Genomic DNA, 20,948 nt, shown 5'->3' on the forward strand with positions numbered 1-20,948 from the left:
TGTAAAAAGGTGGGGAGGGAATAAGGATGAAAAACGGCGCTCGTTTCAAAGCTGTGGTGGCTGCGGCACTACTCGGATTACTGTTGCTCAGTGGGTGCACCCCCAAAGGAGGGGAGCAGACGATTGAGATCAGATTAGGCGAGGTAGCCCGTACGGTCTTTTATGCGCCGCAGTATGTAGCCTTGAGCCAGGGAATGTTTGCTCAGGAGGGACTGGATGTCCAGCTGGCAACGATTCCCGGGGGTGACAAGGCAATGACGGCGTTGTTGTCCAATCAGGCGGATATCGCGCTGATCGGCGCGGAAACATCTATTTATGTGTATCAGCAAGGAGCAGAGGACCCTATCATTAATTTTGCCCAACTGACACAGACGGATGGAACCTTTTTGTTTGCCCGTCAAACGCAGAATAGCTTTGAATGGGAAAAGCTGAGAGGACAAAATTTTTTGGGGCAACGCAAGGGTGGAATGCCGCAAATGTCACTTGAATTTACGCTTCGCAAACACGGCATTGATCCTCACAAAGATCTGAAGCTGATTCAAAATATTGATTTTGCTAATGTTGCCTCTGCTTTCGGCTCCGGTACAGGGGATTATGTGCAGCTGTTTGAACCGCAGGCATCTATTTTTGAAAAGGAAGGTCGTGGGCGGGTTGTTGCCTCTATCGGTGTGGAGAGCGGCGAGTTGCCGTATACAGTATATATGGCTAAGCAAAGCTACCTGAACACAAATAGCGAGGCTGCACAGAAATTCACAAATGCTGTATATCGGGCACAACAGTGGATTGCTACGCATTCACCTGAACAGATTGCCGAAGCAATCACGCCCTATTTTAAAGATACAGATTTAGCTGTTTTAACGAGTAGTATCAAGCGATATAAGGAACAGAGTACCTATGCTTTGAACCCGATGATTGAGGAAAAGGAATGGAAGAACTTACAGGATGTCATGACCTCGGCAGGGGAGCTTAAAAGTCCGGTTGCACTAGATAAGCTAGTGAACCCAAGCTTTGCACAACAAGCGATTTCGTCAAGCTCTACCGGGAATACTGAACCGCCTGTGAAAAAGAGCACAACTGAATCTACGGATGCAGGTGTCGGTACTGGAGGTTCATCATGATGGAGGAACGGAGTGGCCTAACTTTGGACGCGACCATCCCGATGGTGAGACTGGAGCAAGTGACGCATGTCTATGTAACGGATCGTGAAGCTTCGCTGGCGGTTGAGAATATTGATTTTTCCGTAGAGACAGGGGATTTTGTCAGCTTGGTTGGTCCAAGCGGCTGCGGCAAAACGACGATCCTGTCCATGATCGCGGGGCTACTGCGTCCAGCGGCAGGCCAAGTTATGTTGCAAGGTCAGCCGGTAAGTGGTCCGAGTCCAGAGGTCGGTTACATGTTGCAGCAGGATTATCTGTTCCCGTGGCGGACGATAATGGATAACGCATTGTTGGGTCTGGAACTAGGCAAAAGAGTAGATGAAGCTGCGCGTGAGCGGACACGGCTGTTACTGGAAGGCATGGGTCTGGGAGGGAAGGAGCATCTGCATCCATCCCAGTTGTCTGGGGGAATGCGCCAGCGCGTGGCGCTGGTACGGACGCTGGCGACCAATCCGGGACTGCTGCTGCTGGATGAGCCGTTCTCCGCGCTGGATTATCAAACCAAGCTACAGCTGGAAGATCTGATTGCGGAAACCTTGCGCGAGCGGAGGAAGACGGCTATTTTAGTCACACATGATTTGGCTGAGGCCATTGCGGTCAGTGACCGGATTATAGTGATGGGTCGAAATCCGGGTCATATCCGACGTACCTTCGAGATTCCGGATTGCATCCGAGAAGCTCAGCCTTTTTATGCACGCGAGCAGCCGGGTTTTAATGAGCTTTTTCATGAAATATGGGGTGAACTGGAGGCTTCGGGAGCAAAGGAGTGAGTTAACGTATGAAGGACGAAGCGGATCAGCTTGAGCAACGTTGGATTCAAGGACTACATCAGGCGTATTTACGCAGCAGGCGTTCGCAACGATGGTTAGTGACAGGTGTGCAGACAGCTATTTTACTGCTTTTGTTTGTGCTATGGGAAATTGCAGGCCGTTTGAAGTGGATTGATGTACTACTGTTCAGCTATCCGAGCAAAATTTTTACCCAGATCGGCAAGGATGCGGTCAGTGGTGAATTATGGGGACATGTAGGTGTCACCGTGGGAGAGACGATGGCGGGTTTTTTACTCGGTACACTGTTAGGTACGTTGCTGGCTGTACTTATTTGGTGGTCACCGTTTTTGTCGAGGGTGCTTGATCCCTATATGGTCGTGTTCAACAGTATGCCTAAGGTGGCGCTAGGTCCAATTTTTATCGTCATGTTTGGGGCGGGATTTACTGCTATCCTAATGACAACCCTCTCCATTACGGTCATCATTACGACACTAGTCGTATACAACAGCTTTCAGGAAGTCGATTCGAATCTGATCAAAGTGGTTCGCACGTTTGGCGGATCACGCCGTGATACGTTTCAAAAGGTGATTTTACCTGCATCCTTTCCTGCAATCGTCTCTACGCTGAAAGTGAATGTCGGTATGGCATGGGTTGGTGTGATTGTTGGTGAATTTCTGGTGGCTAAAAACGGCTTAGGCTATTTGATTATCTATGGTTTTCAGGTGTTCAATTTCACGCTGGTTATGTCCAGTCTGTTGATCATTGCTGTCGTAGCTACACTGATGTATCAGGCGGTCGTGTATGTGGAGCATCGTCTGCTTTCTGGTCGTCCTCATCGGTAATAATAAAATTTCTGAACATTTGTGTAAAACGTGAAAATAAAGTACCATGAAAAATGAAAATACTTAAAATTTATGAAAATGAACATTATGCATAAATTTCGAATTATGCAAAATGCTGAAACAGATTTCATCTAGAGAGGACAGAATTTTTTCATGGGCTTTCGTACGATTAAAACGGCTATTGCCGCATTAATGGCCGTACTTATTGCGGATGGTTTTGGCATTCATGGAGCCACCTCAGCAGGGCTTTTAGCGATTTTGGGGGTGGATGTCACACGCAAGAGAAGTCTCCGTACCATTTCGGCGAGATTTTTTGCATCCGTCGTGGGGCTTCTTTTTGCTTGTGTTTTGTTTGTGGTATTCGGATTCCATGATTGGGTACTGGCATTATATATTTTAACGGCGTTTCCAGTCATTGTACGGGTGGGATTTAAAGAAGGGATCGTCACCGGTTCGGTCGTAGTTTTTCGCGTATTTAGCGGCGGCGTGATTGATATGGAGGTACTGCTGACCCAGCTAGCTCTGCTAGTGATTGGACTGGGTTCCGCGATGATTGTCAATTTAGCCTATATGCCGGGTTCTGATAATACAATGCAACAAATTCGGCAGGAGGTGGATCGGACATTTTCTGTTATATTCAGAAATATGGCCAATACGCTACGTAGTCCAGCATACATATGGGATGGCAAGGAAGTTATTGAAGCGAACAGCGTGATAGCCAAAGGGGTTACTGAGGCGGGGCGTTCCTTGGAAAATCAGATGCTTCGTCCCCAAGAGGGCTGGAATGTGTATTTTTATATGCGAAAAGAACAGCTGGATTCGATCCAAAATATGATGCAGTTGATCGCACAAATGTATCAGCATATGCCGCAGGCCAAGCTTCTGGCCGAGCTGTTCGACCAGCTTAGCAATGACGTTTTGGCTGGACATTATACGGGACAGACCGAGAAGCTGCTAGAGCAGGTTCGTGAAGAATTTAAAGCCATGGAGCTTCCCGCAACCCGGGAGGAATTTGAGATTCGCTCGGCATTATTGCAGCTTACACATGAGCTTCATCAGTATTTGAAAATTGCGAAAAAGGACAAGGCCCCTACCCCAGTGAAAAATTAGAGTAAAGGCCTTGAGCGGCTACTATCCATGACGGACAGTAGCCTTTTCTTGTTCAGTAATGGTAGAAGTCGGAAGATTCAAAGTCCGTTTGTGCCGAATTCGGTCTGTGATCCATAAGACAGCGGTGATCAGGCAAGGGTACAGCATAGCCCATCCGACAAAGGGGAAAACGATAGCCGTAGAGATGAACGATATCCAGCTAATGGCTACGCCCCAGCGACTACCACGCAGAAGCTTAATTCCTGCTGCACAACCACCGAGATAGGTCAGAATAAAGGTGGCGTTCGGGAATTGAATCAGCTTAGTGAGTGAAACAGCGCCACTACCGTACAACACCATAATGATCACAAAGCACACGCTAAGAAAAGCAATGCCTCCGATAGGGGTATGGAAACGTTGCGATAACCTGCCCATCCAGCGAAAGGCCTGTCCTTGCCGGGATAAAGCATAAGCGACACGTGAAGCGGCACCAACATAAGCAATAATAGTAGCGGTACAAATAAAGATACCCGTCAAGCCTGCAATTATCGCGCCCCATGGCCCGATAGCTCGACTAATCACCCATACGAGCGAAGCATCCGAATCCACTGCAAGGTAACTTTGTGTGCCCACAGTAGCCAGCGCAGTTAAGAAATAAAGCAAACCGACAATGACGGCTGCAATGGTCACACCTCTAACGGCCGCCCGCTGGGGATTGGTGAATTCCTCTGACATATGGGACACGGCCTCCCAACCGATAAAGCACCAAAACAGAATCGCGGCGGCTTGACCGATAGAGAGCCAGCCATGTGGAACAAACGGGGTGAAGTGGACTGTTTTCATCTGAGGAAGTGCTGCGGCAATGGCGAATATAAGGACGGCAACGATAGCTATGACGACTGCGATCTGAATACGTCCCGCGACCTTCATGCCGATCCAGTTGATGATCAGGCCCACCGCCAGCATAGCAACGGCTAACATTATGCGGCTTTCCTCTCCCCAGCCCATGGCTGCGGTCATATAGCCGGCTCCAGTGAGTGCGGCAACAGGTGCTCCGATCGGAACCGACATGAGAAAAAACCACCCGATATAAGCACCGGCACGTGGGGAAAAGGCCAACGTGACAAAGTGCGATACCCCTCCCGCATTCGGGAATTTGGCAGATAGAAGCCCCATGGAAAGTGCCATTGGCAGGATGAGCAGGGTCATAAAACCCCATGCCAGCAGCGATGCCGGCCCCGCCATTTGGGCAGCAAGACCAGGCACAATCAATATCCCCGAACCCAGTACAGCTCCGATATAGAGTGCAATGGCCTGTGGAAGACCAATGGTGGATTGAAGTTTATTTTCATTTGTCATGCAGAAAAGCCTTCTTTCTCTTGTTATTTTCTCCAGCTTATCAGATAATCAATCTATCGGAAAAACGGAATATAACGATTGCTTGCATCGGAAAAACCGATTGAAGGAGCGGATTATGGAATCGCGGCATTTGTTTACCTTTTTAAATGTAGTTGAGGCAGGCAGTTTTACGCGAGCAGCGCGTATACTGGATTATGCACAGTCGAGTATCACTGCTCAAATTCAAGCGCTAGAGACAGAGTTGGGTACGCCGCTTTTTGATCGCATTGGCAAAAAAATCATGCTGACGGATGCCGGACGACGTCTGCTGCCCTATGCGCAGGAAATTTCCAAGATGCATGCTATGGCTAAGGATGCACTTCGTTCAGAAACAGAATTGGCGGGCACGCTGAAAATAGGAGCACCAGAGTCTCTGGCCGCTTTTCGTCTACCAAGTCTGATCCGTGAGTACAGAGAACGGTATCCGAAGGTTAAAATTGTCCTTAAACCCGGCGAATGCTGGGAATTACGCGATTTGATCCGTTCCGGTGAGTTGGATTTGGCTTTTTTGCTTCAGCCTGAGACGGAGGATAGAGAACTGAATGTCACCACGCTTATTCATGAGCCGATGGCCTTGGTTGCTCCACTTAAGCATTCGCTGGTTACCTATACCCGGGTAGAGCCTGCCGACTTGAAGGACGAAACCATTTTGCATACGGAGGCAGGATGTACGTACCGTATCCTTTTTGAGCAGTATTTGAATAAACACGGAATTTTTTCAGACCCTAGCCTGGAATTTTGGAGTATTGAAGCCATCAAGCAGTGTGTCATGGCTGGATTGGGTATAGCGCTGCTTCCGCTGGTAACGGTACAAAATGAGCTGCGAGAAGGTAAAATGGCGCGTTTAGCCTGGGATGACAGTGAACAGCAGGTGGCTACTCAGGTCGCTTATCACACGAAAAAGTGGAAATCTCCGGCTCTTAGCGAATTTTTACAGATCGTTGAGCAGCATGTAACACATTGGCGTGCATGAGTTCAAGCCATCGCGGCATATGCTTATACAAATAATATTTTTTCCTTTTCGCCTATTCACTCAACATTCGCCCACAACCTGCATACATATGTATGGAATGATTGATTGTATGGAGGAGGTTCAAGAATGGCATTAAGTCATAAAAATCGTAGAGAGATTATTACCAAAGCGATCTGTGGTAAAGGTCGCAGATTCTCTACCGTAACCCATACCGTAACTCCGCCGAATAATCCGACGAGCATTTTAGGGGCATGGATTATTAACCACCAGTATGAAGCTGTGGCGGCGGGGGACGGCATTGAGGTCGTCGGGACGTATGATATCAATATTTGGTATTCATACGATAAAAACTCGCAGACCGATGTGGCCAAGGAAACGGTGTCGTACGTAGAAAATGTGCCGCTCTCGTATCTTGATCCGAAGCACCGGGCGTCTACAGTGGAAGTATCCGCCGAAGCTACACAGGAGCCGAGTTGTGTCGAGGCCAGTGTGTCTTCTGGAGGTGGCAGCGTAATGATCCGGGTCGAGCGGGAATTTGCGGTGGAGCTGGTGGCGGAAACGAAGATTGTTGTAGAAGTATTCCCGAATGGTAGCAGCGATGATTTTGAAAAAGACTTTGATTTTGGAGCGGAAGAGGGGGACTATGAGGAGCTCGACCCCGACCTCATTGACGACGAGCTCTGACAGAAGTAACCAAAAAGAGGGCCGCTTTACTCTTTGCGCCGGCTGATTCTGCGCAGGGGGCAAAGGCCCTCCTTTTTTGTTGTTGTGGGTTGAAATCCGTACGTAGTCCGTAGGGGGGAATACGATGCAGCAGCCGGGACAGGCGCTCATACGCTTCAGACAGATGCCAAATGATGAAAAAAAGCGTAGACTGGAGCGTTCAGGCATAGCGGTTCAGTGGATGGATAGCAGCCTTGCAGATTTTGCGATAGGCTACGCGGTGCAAATCCATCAACTGCGAGTGTTGGAAATTCGTAGACGTGCCATCGAAGGCCCTTCCAAAGTCCGCGCATACGATCTGTCTGAACTGGATCAACATTCACCGCTCTATGTCCGGATGGAGCGGCTGGCTGTACGTGCGTTGTACACACTGGGTTTGGACAGTGGTGAGGTGGTACTGACGCCGCTGGGGGAGCACAACTGTCAGGTGCGCGAAGTCTTGGCACAGCCATGGCTGAACGATAGACGTTTGGCCACGCTATATGAAATTGCTGCGCGTGAAGGGGATATTGAGGGTGAGAATCTTTCAGTGGAACGAGGGAGAGATCGACTACTCATCGGAATGGACCCCGAATTTCTACTGGTTCGTATGCCAGAGGGGCGGGTCGTTCCGGCCTCAAGATATTTGGGGCGTCTCGGCATAGCCGGCTGCGATGCTGTTACCCGCCGGGGACGAACACTGTATCCAGTCGCTGAGCTTCGTCCTGCGCCAAGTGGAGATCCGGCCCGTCTGCTGAAGCATCTGCGTCTAGCTTTTGCAAACGCAGCCCGGCGCATTGCTGACCGCACACTCATCTGGCAGGCGGGGGGGATGCCGCAACCGGGTTTTCCGCTGGGCGGACATCTGCATTTTAGCGGGGTTTCGCTAAACGGTGCCTTGCTCCGGGCACTGGATAACTATTTGGCACTGCCTTTGGCGCTACTGGAAGACAAGCGTGCGGCCCGGCGCAGACCGCATTATGGCAATTTGGGTGATTTTCGCCGTCAGTCGTACGGAGGTTTTGAATATCGTACACTGCCCAGTTTTCTTATTTCGCCACAGCTGGCGAAAGGTGTGATTGGAATGGCGTTTCTCATTGCTTCTCAATATCCGCGTTTGCAACGTAGGCCGCTGGGTCAGGAGGAGGCTCACAGAGCCTTTTATGAAGGAAATCAATTTGTGCTTAGGGAGTATGTGGAACCTCTTATTTTGGATATGGTTTCACTGGAAATATACTCGCAATATGAAGCTTATGTAGAACCATTGCTGGACAGCCTCCGTAAGGGGAAACAGTGGGATGAATCACGGGATTTGCGCCCGTATTGGAAGCTTACGTAAAATCAAGTGTCGACACCAGAAACGGTTTCATGTTATCGACTGTCATTTTTGATATAATAAGAGATAATTATAAGTTTAAACGGAACAAAGTGTGGGGGTTAGTGAACGGTATGTCCAAATATACACCGATGATTGAGCAGTATTTATCCATAAAAGAGCAGGCTAAAGATGCATTTTTGTTTTTCCGTCTGGGAGATTTTTACGAGATGTTTTTCGATGATGCAATTCTTGCATCCAAGGAGCTGGAAATTACACTTACGGGTCGTGAGGGTGGCGCCACGGAAAAAATTCCGATGTGCGGCGTGCCTTATCATTCAGCTGAAAATTACATACAGCGTCTCATTGAGAAGGGTTATAAGGTGGCCATCTGTGAGCAAATGGAGGAAGCCTCAGCTACGAAGGGGATGGTGCGTCGGGATATTGTCCGCGTTGTGACCCCGGGAACGGTAATGGAAGGCAAGGTGCTGGGTGACAAATCCAACAACTACATGGTATGTGTCACAGAGACGGACGGGATGCTAGCGCTTGCCTCGTGCGACTTGTCAACAGGTGAATTGTATGTGACTTCTGTGCCTGATTCGAAAGAATGGCTACTAGATGAAATTAACATTTATGAGCCTTCCGAAATGTTGGGAGATGGTCATCTGCTGGATTTTGTGACATCCCGTATGTCCCCCGTTGGACGGCGTGTTGTGTATACGGCCTGGGACAAATCCAAGGATGATTTGGTTCGGGATCAATTTGGGGAAGCCATGTGGGCAAGGCTTACGGAGGAACGCAGACGGTGCGTATCGCGCTTGATTTCCTATTTGAATGAAACGCAAAAAAGATCGCTAGGCCAATTGACCCAAATCTCGGTATATGAGCCAAACCATTTTATGATTCTGGATCCATTTACCCGCAGGAACCTGGAACTGGTGGAGACGGTACGGGAACGCTCCAAGAAAGGCTCGCTGCTGTGGCTGTTGGACCGCACAGAGACTTCCATGGGAGCGCGTCTGTTGCGTCGTTGGATTGACAAGCCACTGTTGAGCAGCAGTCTTATTGAGGAACGCTTGGAGGCGGTGGACAAGCTATACCACCAGTTTATTTTCCGAGAGGATGTACGTGCTCAGCTTAAAGAGATTTACGATCTGGAGCGTCTAGTTGGGCGGATCGCCTTTGGTAGTGCTAATGCACGTGATCTGATCGCTCTCAAGCTGTCGCTGGCCCAAATTCCTTCTTTACGCGAGCTGTGCGCTGGATCTCCTTCGAAGACGATGAGACGGATTGCACAAACGCTGGATAGCTGTACAGACCTGTGTGCGTTGATTGAGGAAGCGGTGGCGGATGAACCGCCAATTTCCGTAAGGGATGGAGGTCTTATTAAGGAAGGCTACCATCAGCGTCTGGACGAACTGCGCGAGGCGAGTGTGAACGGTAAACGTTGGATCGCTGAGCTAGAGGCCAAGGAACGTGCAGCAACCGGCATTCGGTCACTTAAAATTGGATACAACAAAGTATTTGGTTATTATATCGAGGTGACCAAATCCAATTTGGCTTCATTACCAGAAGGTCGATATGAACGCAAACAGACGTTGGCGAATGCGGAACGGTATATCACACCTGAGTTGAAGGAAAAGGAATCTCTAATTCTGGAAGCCGAGGATAAAATGGTTGATCTGGAGTACACGCTTTTTACCGAGCTTCGCAGTAAACTGAACGCTGAAATTCCCCGTTTGCAAAAGCTGGCAGAGCAAGTGGCTGAAATTGACGTGTATCAGTCGCTGGCATCGGTTAGTGCGGAACGGGGATTCGTGAAACCTGAGCTGACTACAGGATATGATTTCGTAGTGGAGCAGGGGCGCCATCCCGTGGTGGAAGCCGTAATGAAAGATGGCGGTTTTATCGCCAACAGCACGGTGTTGGAGGAAGGCGATGCGCATATTCTACTTATCACCGGGCCGAACATGGCTGGGAAAAGTACGTATATGCGTCAGGTTGCGCTTATTGCAATTATGGCTCAAATTGGCTGCTTTGTCCCAGCTGCACGTGCCAAGGTGCCGATGCTGGATCGCATTTTCACACGGATCGGCGCGGCGGATGATCTCATCGGCGGGCAGAGTACGTTTATGGTCGAAATGGCAGATATCCAAGTAATGACGGACAAGGCAACTCCGAGAAGCTTGATCATTATTGATGAACTGGGACGAGGTACGTCCACTAGTGAAGGGATGGCAATTGCACAGGCAGTCATCGAATTTGTCCATGACACGATCGGCTGTAAGGCGCTGGTATCCACGCATTTCCATGAGCTGGCGCATTTGGAGCAAGGCCTGTCTTCGCTGCGAAATTACTCTATGGCCGTGCAGGAAAGCGGCGACAAGGTGAATTTCCTCCGCAAGCTCATACCGGGAGCGGCTAGCAGTAGCTATGGCATTTATTGTGCTCGGCTTGCAGGCTTGCCCAATAACATTATTGAGCGAGCGAATGGACTGCTGAATGGTTTTGAACAGGCAGCAGCTCAAGTAACGGCAGGTACCGAGATAGTAGTAGGAGGGAAGGAAGGGACTGAACCTCGTACAGCCTCAGGGACGGAAGATATTTCTTCTTTGACCGAATATAATTCAGGCCAGACATTGCGAGAAAGCGGAGAAACAGCATCATCAACTCAGTCTTTATCACAGCAGGCCACCCTGGTAAAAGAAGATACTCTACAGACTGTGGAGGATTCCAGCAGGTTGGAGCAAGGAGCAACCGAAGTGGTACAGCTGTCCATTTTTGGAGAGCAGGAGCTTGCCGTCTCCAAGCCCCATGCAGAGACAGTAGAGGCTAATCCGATTGTGCGCCAAATTTTGCGCAAGGTGAAAAATGCTGATGTCATGAATATGACTCCTTTACAGGCAATGCAGCTATTAAATGATCTTAAAAACAAGGCCAATGGCCTGTAGTTCAAATAAGTGACATTTATTCCTATTTTTCATCACACTTTGAAGTCAGGAGGAGGTTAAAAGGATGTCTAAAATTCGGGTACTGGATGAACATATTGCGAACCAGATTGCTGCCGGTGAGGTCGTGGAACGTCCAGCCTCCGTCGTGAAGGAGCTGGTGGAAAATGCGATTGATGCAGGCGGTACGCGGGTGGACGTATGGGTAGAAGAGGGCGGTCTGCAAAGTATCCGGGTGACGGATAATGGAAGTGGCATTGAGCCTGAGGATGTGGAGACGGCATTCTATCGGCACGCGACAAGCAAAATTGGACATGGTCGCGACCTGTTTCAGATCACAAGTCTCGGCTTTCGGGGAGAGGCGTTGCCAAGTATAGCGGCTGTATCGAAAGTAGAGTTGCTTACAGCAGCCGGAGATGACGGGCGTGCCCGTAAATTGGTGATTGAGGGCGGTAAGCTGGTGCTTCACGAGGATGCCGCTAGTAGGCAAGGGACGGATTTTACCGTACGGGAGCTGTTCTATAATACACCTGCACGGCTGAAATATATGAAAACAATCCAGACCGAGCTGGGACACATCTCGGATGTATTGTACCGAATGGCGCTTTCGCACCCTGAGGTTGCCTTCACATTGCGGCATAATGGCAATACATTGTTGCAAACGCTGGGTAATGGTGATTTGCTCCAGGTGATTGCCGCTATTTATGGAACTTCTGCGGCGAAGTCCATGCTGCTGCTGGAAGGAGAGAGCCTCGATTACCGAATTAGCGGCTATATCAGCCGCCCAGAGTGGACCAGATCGAATCGGAATGCGATATCGACGGTAGTGAATGGACGTTTTGTGCGTAGCTACGGGCTTAATCAGGCGTTGCTCAAGGCGTATCATACCTTATTGCCTATCAATCGTTTTCCGCTGGCTGTGATCCAACTGGATATGCATCCTTCTTTGGTGGATGTTAACGTTCATCCTGCCAAGCTGGAGGTAAGGTTCAGCAAGGAAGCTGAACTGTTTCAGTTGGTCGAGGATTCGGTAAAAGCTGTTTTAGGGCAGCAAGTGCTGATTCCGAAGGCAGTCAAGCGCGAGATCGGTGGCAAGGACAGTGGCTCGTTTGTGCAGGAGCAGTTTCACTTCTCAAAGGGAAATGCTACGGAAGGGGATGCTCCTTCCGACAAAGACCGAGGGGGAGCACTGCCACTTTCCGTGACCTCGCCGGAGAACCAGGTACCGGGCCAATCCAATTACTTGAACAGAAACGAAGAGAATAACAGAGGTAGCCAGGAGCGTGAGCAACGTCCGAGCAGGGATAGCCTCTCAGCTATTGGACGGGCAAACAACCTTTCAGGTAAAAGTATTAGTGATGATGAACTGGATGCAGATTTTGTGGAAGAAAACAACGGTAGTGAAGTTAGAGGGGACGTGCCGCTCCCTGATGGAGCGACTGTACAGTCGCCTGAAGGAGATAATGCCGCAATAGGCCCATCTTCTTTATACAGTGGAGGGATAAAGGAAACGGCTGCTTCTGCAGCTTACCCATCTTCTGTGCCGCCGATTGCAGGACACGCTACGGATTCCCGTCATTTCGCGGATCAGAAGCCTCGCCAGCAACGTCTGAATGCAGAGCAATTGGCAGCGGTGTCGGGAGAAGTTCCAGAGCTGCCCACTTTTCCTGAACTGAATTTAATCGGTCAGCACCACGGGACATATCTGATTGCACAGAACGACCAGGGCTTGTATTTAATTGATCAACATGCCGCACATGAACGAGTCAATTATGAATTTTATTATGAAAAATTCGGTAATCCCGAGTCAGTATCGCAGGAATTGCTACTGCCAATTACACTGGATTTTACGCCTTCCGAGACAGAAAAGTTGAAAACAAGGCTGCACTGGTTTGAGCAGGCGGGGGTGTATTTGGAGCATTTTGGCGGTCAAACTTTCCGTGTCAGCTCTTACCCGTACTGGCTTCCCCAAGGGGAAGAAGCGGATGTTATTGAGGAAATGGCCGGATGGGTGCTCGAGGAAAGAGCCATTGATCTTGCAAAGCTGCGGGAAGCAGCCTCGATCATGTGCTCCTGCCGGGCTTCGATTAAGGCAAACCAGAAGCTGACTGACCGACAGGCTAGCGTGCTGCTAGAGCGTTTGGCAGCATGCAAACAACCATATACTTGCCCTCATGGGCGACCTATTGTGGTTTCCTTTTCCACATATGATTTAGAGAAGCTGTTTAAAAGAGTAATGTAAGGGAGTATATATATGTTGCAGGATCGGGAAAACCATGAAGAAGAGCGGTCGAGGCTACGGGAGAAGAAAGTCGAATTACTGGTCACGACAGGAGATTCCCCCTCGGCTGAGGTTGTGGAGCGAGCGAAGCTGCTTGCAGCCGAGTTAGGGGTGTTGTATGCCCCTCGTCGTGGCATATCGGTAGCTAAGCTAATCGCGGCTCACAGAGTCAGCCAAGCATTGGTTCTGGTGCAGGGCGGAGTGAGGCTGATTAGTCCAGAACAATCACCGATGGTTTTTCACCCGAGTATGGGCTTCATTCGCGCCAAACGGGTATTAAAGGGTGAACCTGACCCGATGTTGACGGCTGCCCGGCTCGTCCCGGGTGATACTGTACTGGATTGCACCGCAGGACTTGGTACGGATTCTCTTCTATTTTCAATTGGAACGGGAAGCTCTGGACAAGTCACGGCTGTGGAGAGTTCTTTCCCCGTCTATGCTTTAATCAAGGATGGAATGAGGCATTACCGTTCCGGCAACGCTGAAGTAGATCAGGCCTTTTCCAACATTGACGTTCGTTTTGGTCATCATTTAGACTATTTGCGCAGTTTGCCGGATCGCAGTATAGATATTATTTATTTTGACCCTATGTTTCGTGATCCGTTGCTCGATTCCAGCGCAATCGGTCCATTGAGAGGGCTGGCTAATCCAGACGCGTTGAATGAGGAAAGTATTGTTCATGCGAAACGGATTGCACGAAAAACAATTGTATTAAAAGAAAAACGGGGTAGCGGGGAATTTGCCCGCCTCGGCTTCCGTGTAGAGCAGCGGGGCACAACGAAAACAGTGTACGGAGTGATTGATATTGACAGTGGCACCTAAGCCTAAATTACTTGTTCTTGTTGGCCCGACTGCGGTTGGCAAGACGAAACTAAGCATCGAGATGGCTCGACAATTTGACGCGGAAATTATTTCCGGGGATTCCATGCAGGTATACCGTCATATGGACGTTGGAACTGCCAAAATTTCCGAACAGGAAATGGAAGGAATCAAGCACCATTTAATTGATATTCATGAGCCTGAATACCCATATTCAGTAGCCCAATTTCAGGAAGACTGTCGTCGTCTCATACCTGATATTCAATCTAGAGGAAAGCTACCGTTTATCGTAGGCGGAACAGGTTTATATGTAGAATCAGTCTGCTATGAATACCAGTTTTCCGAGGTAGGGGCTGACGAAGCTTTTCGTCAGGAACAGCTTGACTATGCCGAACAGTTTGGAGCAGACGCGCTTCATGCGCGACTACAGGCGGTTGATCCCGAAAGTGCACTTCGTCTGCATCCTAATGATCGTCGTCGTGTCGTTCGGGCACTGGAAATTTACCATGTTAGCGGAACGACACTTAGCTCTCAACTTGCCAGTCAAAAAAAGGAATCTCCCTACCAACTCTGCATCGTAGGTTTGACAATGGATAGGCAAATGCTATATAAACGTATTGAAGACCGAATTGACGGGATGCTCGATCAAGGGCTTGTTGCTGAGGTAACCTCCTTAATGGAACGGGGAGTGCGAAGCGATGCCATCTCCATGCAAGGTCTAGGCTATAAAGAGATATCCTCCTACCTGCGGGGAGAGGTGTCTTTGGAAGAGGCGGTGACTTGGCTAAAACGGGATACGCGTCATTTTGCGAAGCGACAGCTCTCGTGGTTTCGCCATATGAAGGATATCCAGTGGGTAGATGTCACTGATTTCGGAAATTTTTCTGCTCATGCAGCCCGAATACACGAAATTATAGCAGGAAAGTTCCGGACAGACCTTGAATATACTTCAAAACAATCCAAATGATTATTGGGGGTACGGCTAAAATGAACAAGTCCATTAATATCCAAGATACGTTTCTGAATCAATTGCGCAAGGATTCTATACCTGTAACGGTATACCTCATCAATGGATTTCAGGTGCGAGGGACGATTAAAGCATTTGACAATTTTACGATCGTTATCGACTCGGATGGAAAGCAACAGCTGATTTACAAGCATGCCATCTCCACCTTTACACCGCAACGCAATGTATCGCTTGTACAGCAACAGGATAACGCTAGCGATAACTGATTACGGCTTGACGGTCGCCCGGGTTCATGAAACTTTTCAGGCGTCCGTCTCGTCTAACTGTATAGGAATGTGACCGGGAGCAACCTGATCAGGGTTGTTCTTTTCATTCCGTTTACTTTCATGCTGCCGACAGCAAGCTTTAGGCTTATGTTAGGTATCATATGATTATTCGCGAAAGGGAGTCAGGGGAATGCCAAACGATTCATTGTCCAGATCCGGCAATCGCAATAGAACCACATCTAAAGAGAAGCCGAAGGGCAAGAAAAAGAAAATAACAGGTAAGCGAGTGGGGTGGACGCTTTTTATTACAGCGGCGTTAGCCATATTTTGCGCACTTGGCGGGTATTTATTTGTCATGATAAATGGTGAAAAAATTTACGAAGCCAACAAGGACAAAATTACAGTGAACGAGACATCGAAGGTTTATGATCGCAACGGTGTCCTCATGGGTGAGTTGTCTGTGCAAAAAAGCGATCCTGTCAAAAGTGAAGAAATTCCACCATTGCTCAAAAAAGCTTTTATCGCAACAGAGGATAAGCGTTTTATGGAGCATCAAGGGGTTGATATTTGGTCTATCGGTCGGGCGGCCGTAAAGGATATCGTGGCTCGTTCTGCAGTGGAGGGCGGCAGTACGCTGACTCAGCAGTTGGCCAAAAACTTGTTTTTGACACGTGACAAAACCTTTTTCCGTAAAGCGACCGAGGTATCCATCGCAATGGCGCTGGAGCGGAGGTTGACTAAAGATGAGATTATTACCCTTTATCTGAACCGGATTTGGTTTGGACGCTCGTATTCTGGAATTAAGGCAGCGTCGGAAGGCTATTTTGGCGTGTCAGACTTAAACAAATTAAAATTGTGGCAGGTTGCTACACTGGCAGCTATTCCGAAAGGGCCATCCAAGTATAATCCGATCAGTAACCCGGAAAACTCGAAGGCACGACGTGCGGTGGTTCTCCAGCTGATGTTTGAGCAAGGGATGATTGGAAAGCAAGAGATGGAAGAGGCCAAGGCTGTAAATTACAATTACAAACAACCAGAAAAAGTTCAAAAGTATCAAAATTTCATGGAATACGTCATGGATGAGGCAGAGGATGCACTGCCAGGAGTTAGCGGCAATGATTTGATTATTGGTGGTTATAAGATTCATACGACAATGGATGCCCAGGCCCAAAATGCGCTGGATCAGGCGATGGCAGATGATGACATGTTCGAAAAAAGTCCTGACGATCAGCCTGTTCAAGCCTCGATGGTCATTATTAACAACCAAACAGGTGGAATTGCCGCGATGGCACCCGGACGAGATTATAAAAAGGGAACCTTCAATCGTGCGACACAGAGCCGCAGACAGCCAGGATCGGCTTTCAAGCCGATTGTAGCCTATGCGCCAGCTCTTGAATCCGGTAAATTTACGGTGGATACCCCTTTGAGTAACGAACGCCAGAGTTTTAACGGATACAGTCCGAAAAACTTACATGGTTACTCATCAACCATCAGCATGCTCGATGCCATTACGAAGTCTGAAAATATTCCGCCTGTATGGTTGCTGAACCAAATCGGTGTGGAAAAAGGGGTTCAATTTGCCGAGAGCGTAGGCATTCCGATGGACAAAAATGATCACTCACTTGCTATCGCATTGGGTGGATTAAGCAAAGGAACGAATACCCTTGAAATGGCGCAGGCCTACAGCGCTTTTGCCAATAAAGGACAATTCCAAAAGGCTTATTCCATTAAAAAAATTAATAATAGTGATGATCAGGTAGTTTATACTCATGAAGAGGAATCTAAATCTGTAATGAGTGAAAAAACGGCTTATGAAATGACACAAATGATGCAAAATGTAGTCAATAGCGGCACAGGTCGCAAAGCACGTATTGACTGGCCTGTAGCTGGTAAAACGGGTACGACCCAAAGCGGAATTAGCGGTAACAGTGGTAACCGGGACATCTGGTTTGTCGGTTATACGCCAGAATATACCGGAGCAGTATGGATGGGTTATGATAAGCCGGACAGCAAACATATGCTCAGAAACTACAGTGGGCAGTCGGCAGCCTTTTTCGGAAGAGTCATGGGTGAAGCTCTCAAGGGACACCCGGTTACGCAATTCAGCGAGCCGAAGGGATATGAACCACCAGTTGAGCAGAAGCCAGAAGAGCCGGTTCAGGCTACCGCTCCAAGCGGGCTGAGCGGGTCTTATAGTCAGGACACCCAAATTGTATCGTTGTCCTGGACTGCGGCGACGGGGGATAATGTACAATACCGTGTGTATCGCAAAGGGACTTCTGATGCAGGCTTTGCAACAATCATGGAGGCCATGAAGGGCACGAGTGGTGAAGATACGTCTCCTATAGCTGGAAACACGTATGAATATTATGTAGTGGCTTATGGAGCGGATGGTAAAGAATCCGAGGCTTCTAATACGATCCGTGTGGAAATTCCGGCAGAGACTACTCCGGTTGATCCACAACAAGGGACTGATCCAAACGAGAATGGAACCTTACCGGATAATGGCGGGGCTACAGACGGACAAAACGGTACAGATCAGGGAAATACAGATCCTGGCGGTACCAACAACAATAATGGCTCAGGTCAGGTTCCGGCATCTCCTGGAGATACTAGTGGGAATGGTGCTGGAGGCACAGGCAACAATAATAGCAATTCCGGCAATGGAAACGATACAAATCAGGAAAATGGTCAGACTACTACACCGGATGCAGGTATTTCTGATGAAGGTACTATGGTAAATCCAGAAAATACGGATGCATCTACGACTGAAGTCACAACGGATGGAACTCAAGAAGGCAATTCTAACGGTCATTCGAACTCCAATCGTGGACGTCACAATCGGGATTAGCAAGTATTGCTTTATGTAAGTTGAATTTGCTTCAAATCAAAGGTATTTTCGGACCGTTTCACGGTCTGAGAATACCTTTTTTTTCTTTGGTAAAGGGGTTCTTTTTGAGTGTACAGTTTAAATATGGTAAGCTGGTTTTACCAATGTTGGAGAGGAACATCATTTATGAAGCGCAAATTCGGAGACCGGGCCAACTGGCGCAGAATCACCAATCGCAAGTTTGCTTGCCGGTATGTAGAAAGTGACGCGTTTACAGGATATGTGACCCTGTATACAATTTTGAGTCTCAAGGAGCCGTTATGGAAAAGTTACGGTGGTCATACGTTTTGCATAGCCGATAAAGGATATTCCTGGCTACAATATTATCCAAAAGGTGAGCATTATGTGGTGACTGCTATGTTCGACAACCGGGAGCAAATCGTTGAATGGTACATTGATACCTGCCGAAATCAGGGTGTGACCGATCAAGGAGTCCCATGGTTTGACGATTTGTATTTGGATGTTGTGGTGCTTAAAAACGGTGAAATCTTCCTAGTGGATGAGGATGAATTGGAGGAGGCGTTACAACGGGGGCATATCTCAACGCAAGAGGCAGAATTGGCCAACCGTACAGCGGCTGATGTGTTACATCAGATAGATGTCCACGTGTTCCCCTATTTTAAAATGTCGCTGAAACACCGGGCAGAATGGTTTCACAACGGTGATTTCAAGAGAGAACGGTGAAAGTTTTGCAGTGGATTAAAGACACTGGACCCAAACGCCCTGAGTTTAATAGCGGGCAGAGTCGCCTTAAGAAGATATCTATGGTATCCAAGCGTCTTGTACTTTGTTTGATGATTTTCATTTTGGTCGGATTGGTATGGGCAGGTATCCGAGTGTGGGACATGAATACAGCCGCCTCTACCACTCCGCTCAAGCAAGTGCAAATTGGTATCGTACTAGGTGCTTCTATGTGGGGGGCTGAGCCCAGTCCTGGATTGAAGGAAAGGCTTGAAGAAGCATTGCGCTTATACCGCAACGGGACGGTACAGCGTCTAATTGTAAGTGGGGGACTGGATAAACCAGATTTTCCGTATACGGAGGCTGAGGGCATGCAACGCTATTTAGTAGATAGGGGGGTCCCTGTACAGCATATTGTGTTGGAAAACCATGCGACCAGTACTTACGAAAATCTGCTCTATAGCCAGCGCATCATGAATGAATATGGATGGACCTCCACCGTGATCATCACACATAGCTATCATGGCCCTCGGGCGATGGAGATTGCTCAATTCTTGAAATTTGATCATCCTCAGATGGCACTGACGGAATCCAAAGTGCTGAATATGCCAATTCATCAATCAAGAGAAGTATTGGCATACGCTAAATGGACGCTGCAACGGTGGTGGATCAGCGCTCAAACTTGGGTTGCCTGAATTAAAGAAAAGGCTTTGTGCACGTTCCCGGTGCTTTTATGCTAATAAGGACATGCCAGACCGAATACATTAATAGGGTAAGCTGTGCCTGAAGAAATGTTGAGGTGATGGATGCATGAACGGACGGGGAATCGCCGCGGGCAAGCGGTCGGAGGAGAGACCTTCCAGACAAATTAATGTCGTGCTGCGTAGCCCGGAGCCGATAGCTTCGGTGACTGTGGACGAGACGGAAGCAGTGGCTTCAACCAAGTCACAGGCGCTACCGCAGTATCTCAGTCTTTATCAGGAAATTCAGAAAGAACTCGATCATCTCGTCGGCTTGGATAACATCAAAGACCTGGTATTTGAGGTATATGCCTTTTTGCAAATCGCCCATATGCGTACGGATGCGGGATTATTGAGCAATGCACACGTATATCACATGATTTTCAAAGGAAATCCAGGTACAGGGAAAACGACAGTAGCCCGCATTATCGCTAAAATGCTGCAAAAAATGGGTGTACTGAGCAAAGGTCATCTGATTGAGGTAGAGAGGGCTGATCTGGTCGGTGAGTATATTGGCCATACGGCACAAAAAACGCGAGATCTGGTAAAGAAATCTCTTGGCGGCGTGTTGTTCATTGATGAGGCTTACAGTTTGGCACGCGGAGGGGAAAAGGATTTTGGAAAAGAAGCGATTGATACCTTGGTAAAGTCCATGGAAGACCAAAAAAATCAATTTATTTTGATTCTCGCTGGATACTCGGGGGAAATGGACTTTTTTCTACGAACAAATCCTGGCCTTCCTTCTCGCTTTCCGATCCAGTTGGATTTTCCTGATTATACTGTGGATCAGCTTATCCAAATTTCCGAGATGATGGCCAAGGAGCGGGATTATATTCTCATGCCTCAGTCCATAATTAAAATGAAGGAGCATTTGCTAAACGAGCGTAATGACAGTCTTCATGCATTTAGTAATGCACGATATGTTCGTAACGTGATTGAAAAAGCGATTCGGCACCAAGCTGTCAGGTTGCTCAATCAGTACCGGAGCGGGCAACCTGGCAAACAGGAATTGATGACGCTGCGTCCAGAAGATTTGAAAATGGACAAAAGATAGGCGATAATAGGAATCTGAATCACATCGAATGGTATGACATCGAGCGGGGGCCG

Annotated in this window: 17 protein-coding genes; 16 read left to right on the forward strand and 1 reads right to left on the reverse strand. The window is 48.4% G+C overall.

Annotated elements, in window-relative coordinates:
* Positions 1–26 precede the first annotated feature (26 nt).
* From NLX74_RS08765 to NLX74_RS08780, 4 genes are all read left to right on the forward strand, one after another.
* Positions 27–1,118: an ABC transporter substrate-binding protein gene (locus tag NLX74_RS08765; RefSeq protein ID WP_254328461.1), complete on the forward strand. Its 1,092-nt coding sequence runs from the start codon at positions 27–29 to the stop codon at positions 1,116–1,118.
* A complete protein-coding gene (locus tag NLX74_RS08770) occupies positions 1,115–1,927 on the forward strand; it encodes an ABC transporter ATP-binding protein (RefSeq protein WP_254328462.1) in 813 nt (270 codons plus the stop codon). The genes NLX74_RS08765 and NLX74_RS08770 overlap by 4 nt, the downstream gene beginning before the upstream one ends.
* A gap of 8 nt (positions 1,928–1,935) precedes the next feature.
* Complete coding sequence (locus tag NLX74_RS08775) at positions 1,936–2,769, forward strand: ABC transporter permease (protein ID WP_013310592.1); 834 nt, start codon at positions 1,936–1,938, stop codon at positions 2,767–2,769.
* A 153-nt stretch (positions 2,770–2,922) separates the two neighbouring features.
* Complete coding sequence (locus NLX74_RS08780; RefSeq protein WP_254328463.1) at positions 2,923–3,879, forward strand: aromatic acid exporter family protein; 957 nt, start codon at positions 2,923–2,925, stop codon at positions 3,877–3,879.
* A 21-nt stretch (positions 3,880–3,900) separates the two neighbouring features.
* On the opposite strand, the gene NLX74_RS08785 is transcribed toward NLX74_RS08780, so the two are convergent.
* Entirely contained in the window at positions 3,901–5,217 is a 1,317-nt protein-coding gene (locus tag NLX74_RS08785; RefSeq protein WP_254328464.1) for an amino acid permease, read from the reverse strand.
* Between the two features lie 115 nt (positions 5,218–5,332).
* On the opposite strand from NLX74_RS08785, the gene NLX74_RS08790 reads away from it, so the two are divergent.
* The 12 genes from NLX74_RS08790 to NLX74_RS08845 all read left to right on the forward strand — a co-directional run bounded on the left by NLX74_RS08790 (position 5,333) and on the right by NLX74_RS08845 (position 20,895).
* On the forward strand, positions 5,333–6,229 hold the full coding sequence (locus tag NLX74_RS08790; RefSeq protein WP_028540705.1) for a LysR family transcriptional regulator: 897 nt from the start codon (positions 5,333–5,335) through the stop codon (positions 6,227–6,229).
* Positions 6,230–6,355: 126 nt separating this feature from the next.
* Positions 6,356–6,913: an outer spore coat protein CotE gene (locus NLX74_RS08795; RefSeq protein ID WP_061831597.1), complete on the forward strand. Its 558-nt coding sequence runs from the start codon at positions 6,356–6,358 to the stop codon at positions 6,911–6,913.
* 124 nt (positions 6,914–7,037) lie between these two features.
* Entirely contained in the window at positions 7,038–8,270 is a 1,233-nt protein-coding gene (locus tag NLX74_RS08800) for a putative amidoligase domain-containing protein (protein WP_254328465.1), read from the forward strand.
* A gap of 110 nt (positions 8,271–8,380) precedes the next feature.
* Positions 8,381–11,200, forward strand: a complete 2,820-nt coding sequence (gene mutS / locus NLX74_RS08805) for a DNA mismatch repair protein MutS (RefSeq protein ID WP_254328466.1) — start codon at positions 8,381–8,383, stop codon at positions 11,198–11,200.
* 64 nt (positions 11,201–11,264) lie between these two features.
* A complete protein-coding gene (gene mutL, locus NLX74_RS08810) occupies positions 11,265–13,439 on the forward strand; it encodes a DNA mismatch repair endonuclease MutL (RefSeq protein ID WP_254328467.1) in 2,175 nt (724 codons plus the stop codon).
* Between the two features lie 12 nt (positions 13,440–13,451).
* The gene (locus tag NLX74_RS08815; protein WP_254328468.1) at positions 13,452–14,300 is read left to right on the forward strand and encodes a class I SAM-dependent methyltransferase; all 849 of its coding nucleotides are present in this window, start codon (positions 13,452–13,454) and stop codon (positions 14,298–14,300) included.
* Complete coding sequence (gene miaA, locus NLX74_RS08820; RefSeq protein ID WP_069289755.1) at positions 14,284–15,264, forward strand: tRNA (adenosine(37)-N6)-dimethylallyltransferase MiaA; 981 nt, start codon at positions 14,284–14,286, stop codon at positions 15,262–15,264. Before NLX74_RS08815 ends, miaA begins: the two co-directional genes overlap by 17 nt.
* 20 nt (positions 15,265–15,284) lie before the next feature.
* Entirely contained in the window at positions 15,285–15,530 is a 246-nt protein-coding gene (hfq, locus tag NLX74_RS08825) for an RNA chaperone Hfq (protein WP_023989043.1), read from the forward strand.
* A 190-nt stretch (positions 15,531–15,720) separates the two neighbouring features.
* Complete coding sequence (locus NLX74_RS08830; RefSeq protein WP_254328469.1) at positions 15,721–18,381, forward strand: PBP1A family penicillin-binding protein; 2,661 nt, start codon at positions 15,721–15,723, stop codon at positions 18,379–18,381.
* A 165-nt stretch (positions 18,382–18,546) separates the two neighbouring features.
* Positions 18,547–19,104 carry a ribonuclease FAU-1 family protein gene (locus NLX74_RS08835; RefSeq protein WP_254328470.1) on the forward strand — a complete coding sequence of 186 codons (558 nt, stop codon included), beginning with the start codon at positions 18,547–18,549 and terminating at the stop codon, positions 19,102–19,104.
* The gene (locus NLX74_RS08840) at positions 19,101–19,796 is read left to right on the forward strand and encodes a YdcF family protein (protein ID WP_235309652.1); all 696 of its coding nucleotides are present in this window, start codon (positions 19,101–19,103) and stop codon (positions 19,794–19,796) included. Before NLX74_RS08835 ends, NLX74_RS08840 begins: the two co-directional genes overlap by 4 nt.
* Positions 19,797–19,911: 115 nt before the next feature.
* On the forward strand, positions 19,912–20,895 hold the full coding sequence (locus tag NLX74_RS08845; RefSeq protein WP_025718768.1) for an AAA family ATPase: 984 nt from the start codon (positions 19,912–19,914) through the stop codon (positions 20,893–20,895).
* The last annotated feature ends 53 nt before the right edge of the window (positions 20,896–20,948 follow it).

It is taken from the genome of Paenibacillus sp. MZ03-122A (genome assembly GCF_024213325.1).
Taxonomy (GTDB): Bacteria; Bacillota; Bacilli; order Paenibacillales; family Paenibacillaceae; genus Paenibacillus; species Paenibacillus polymyxa_B.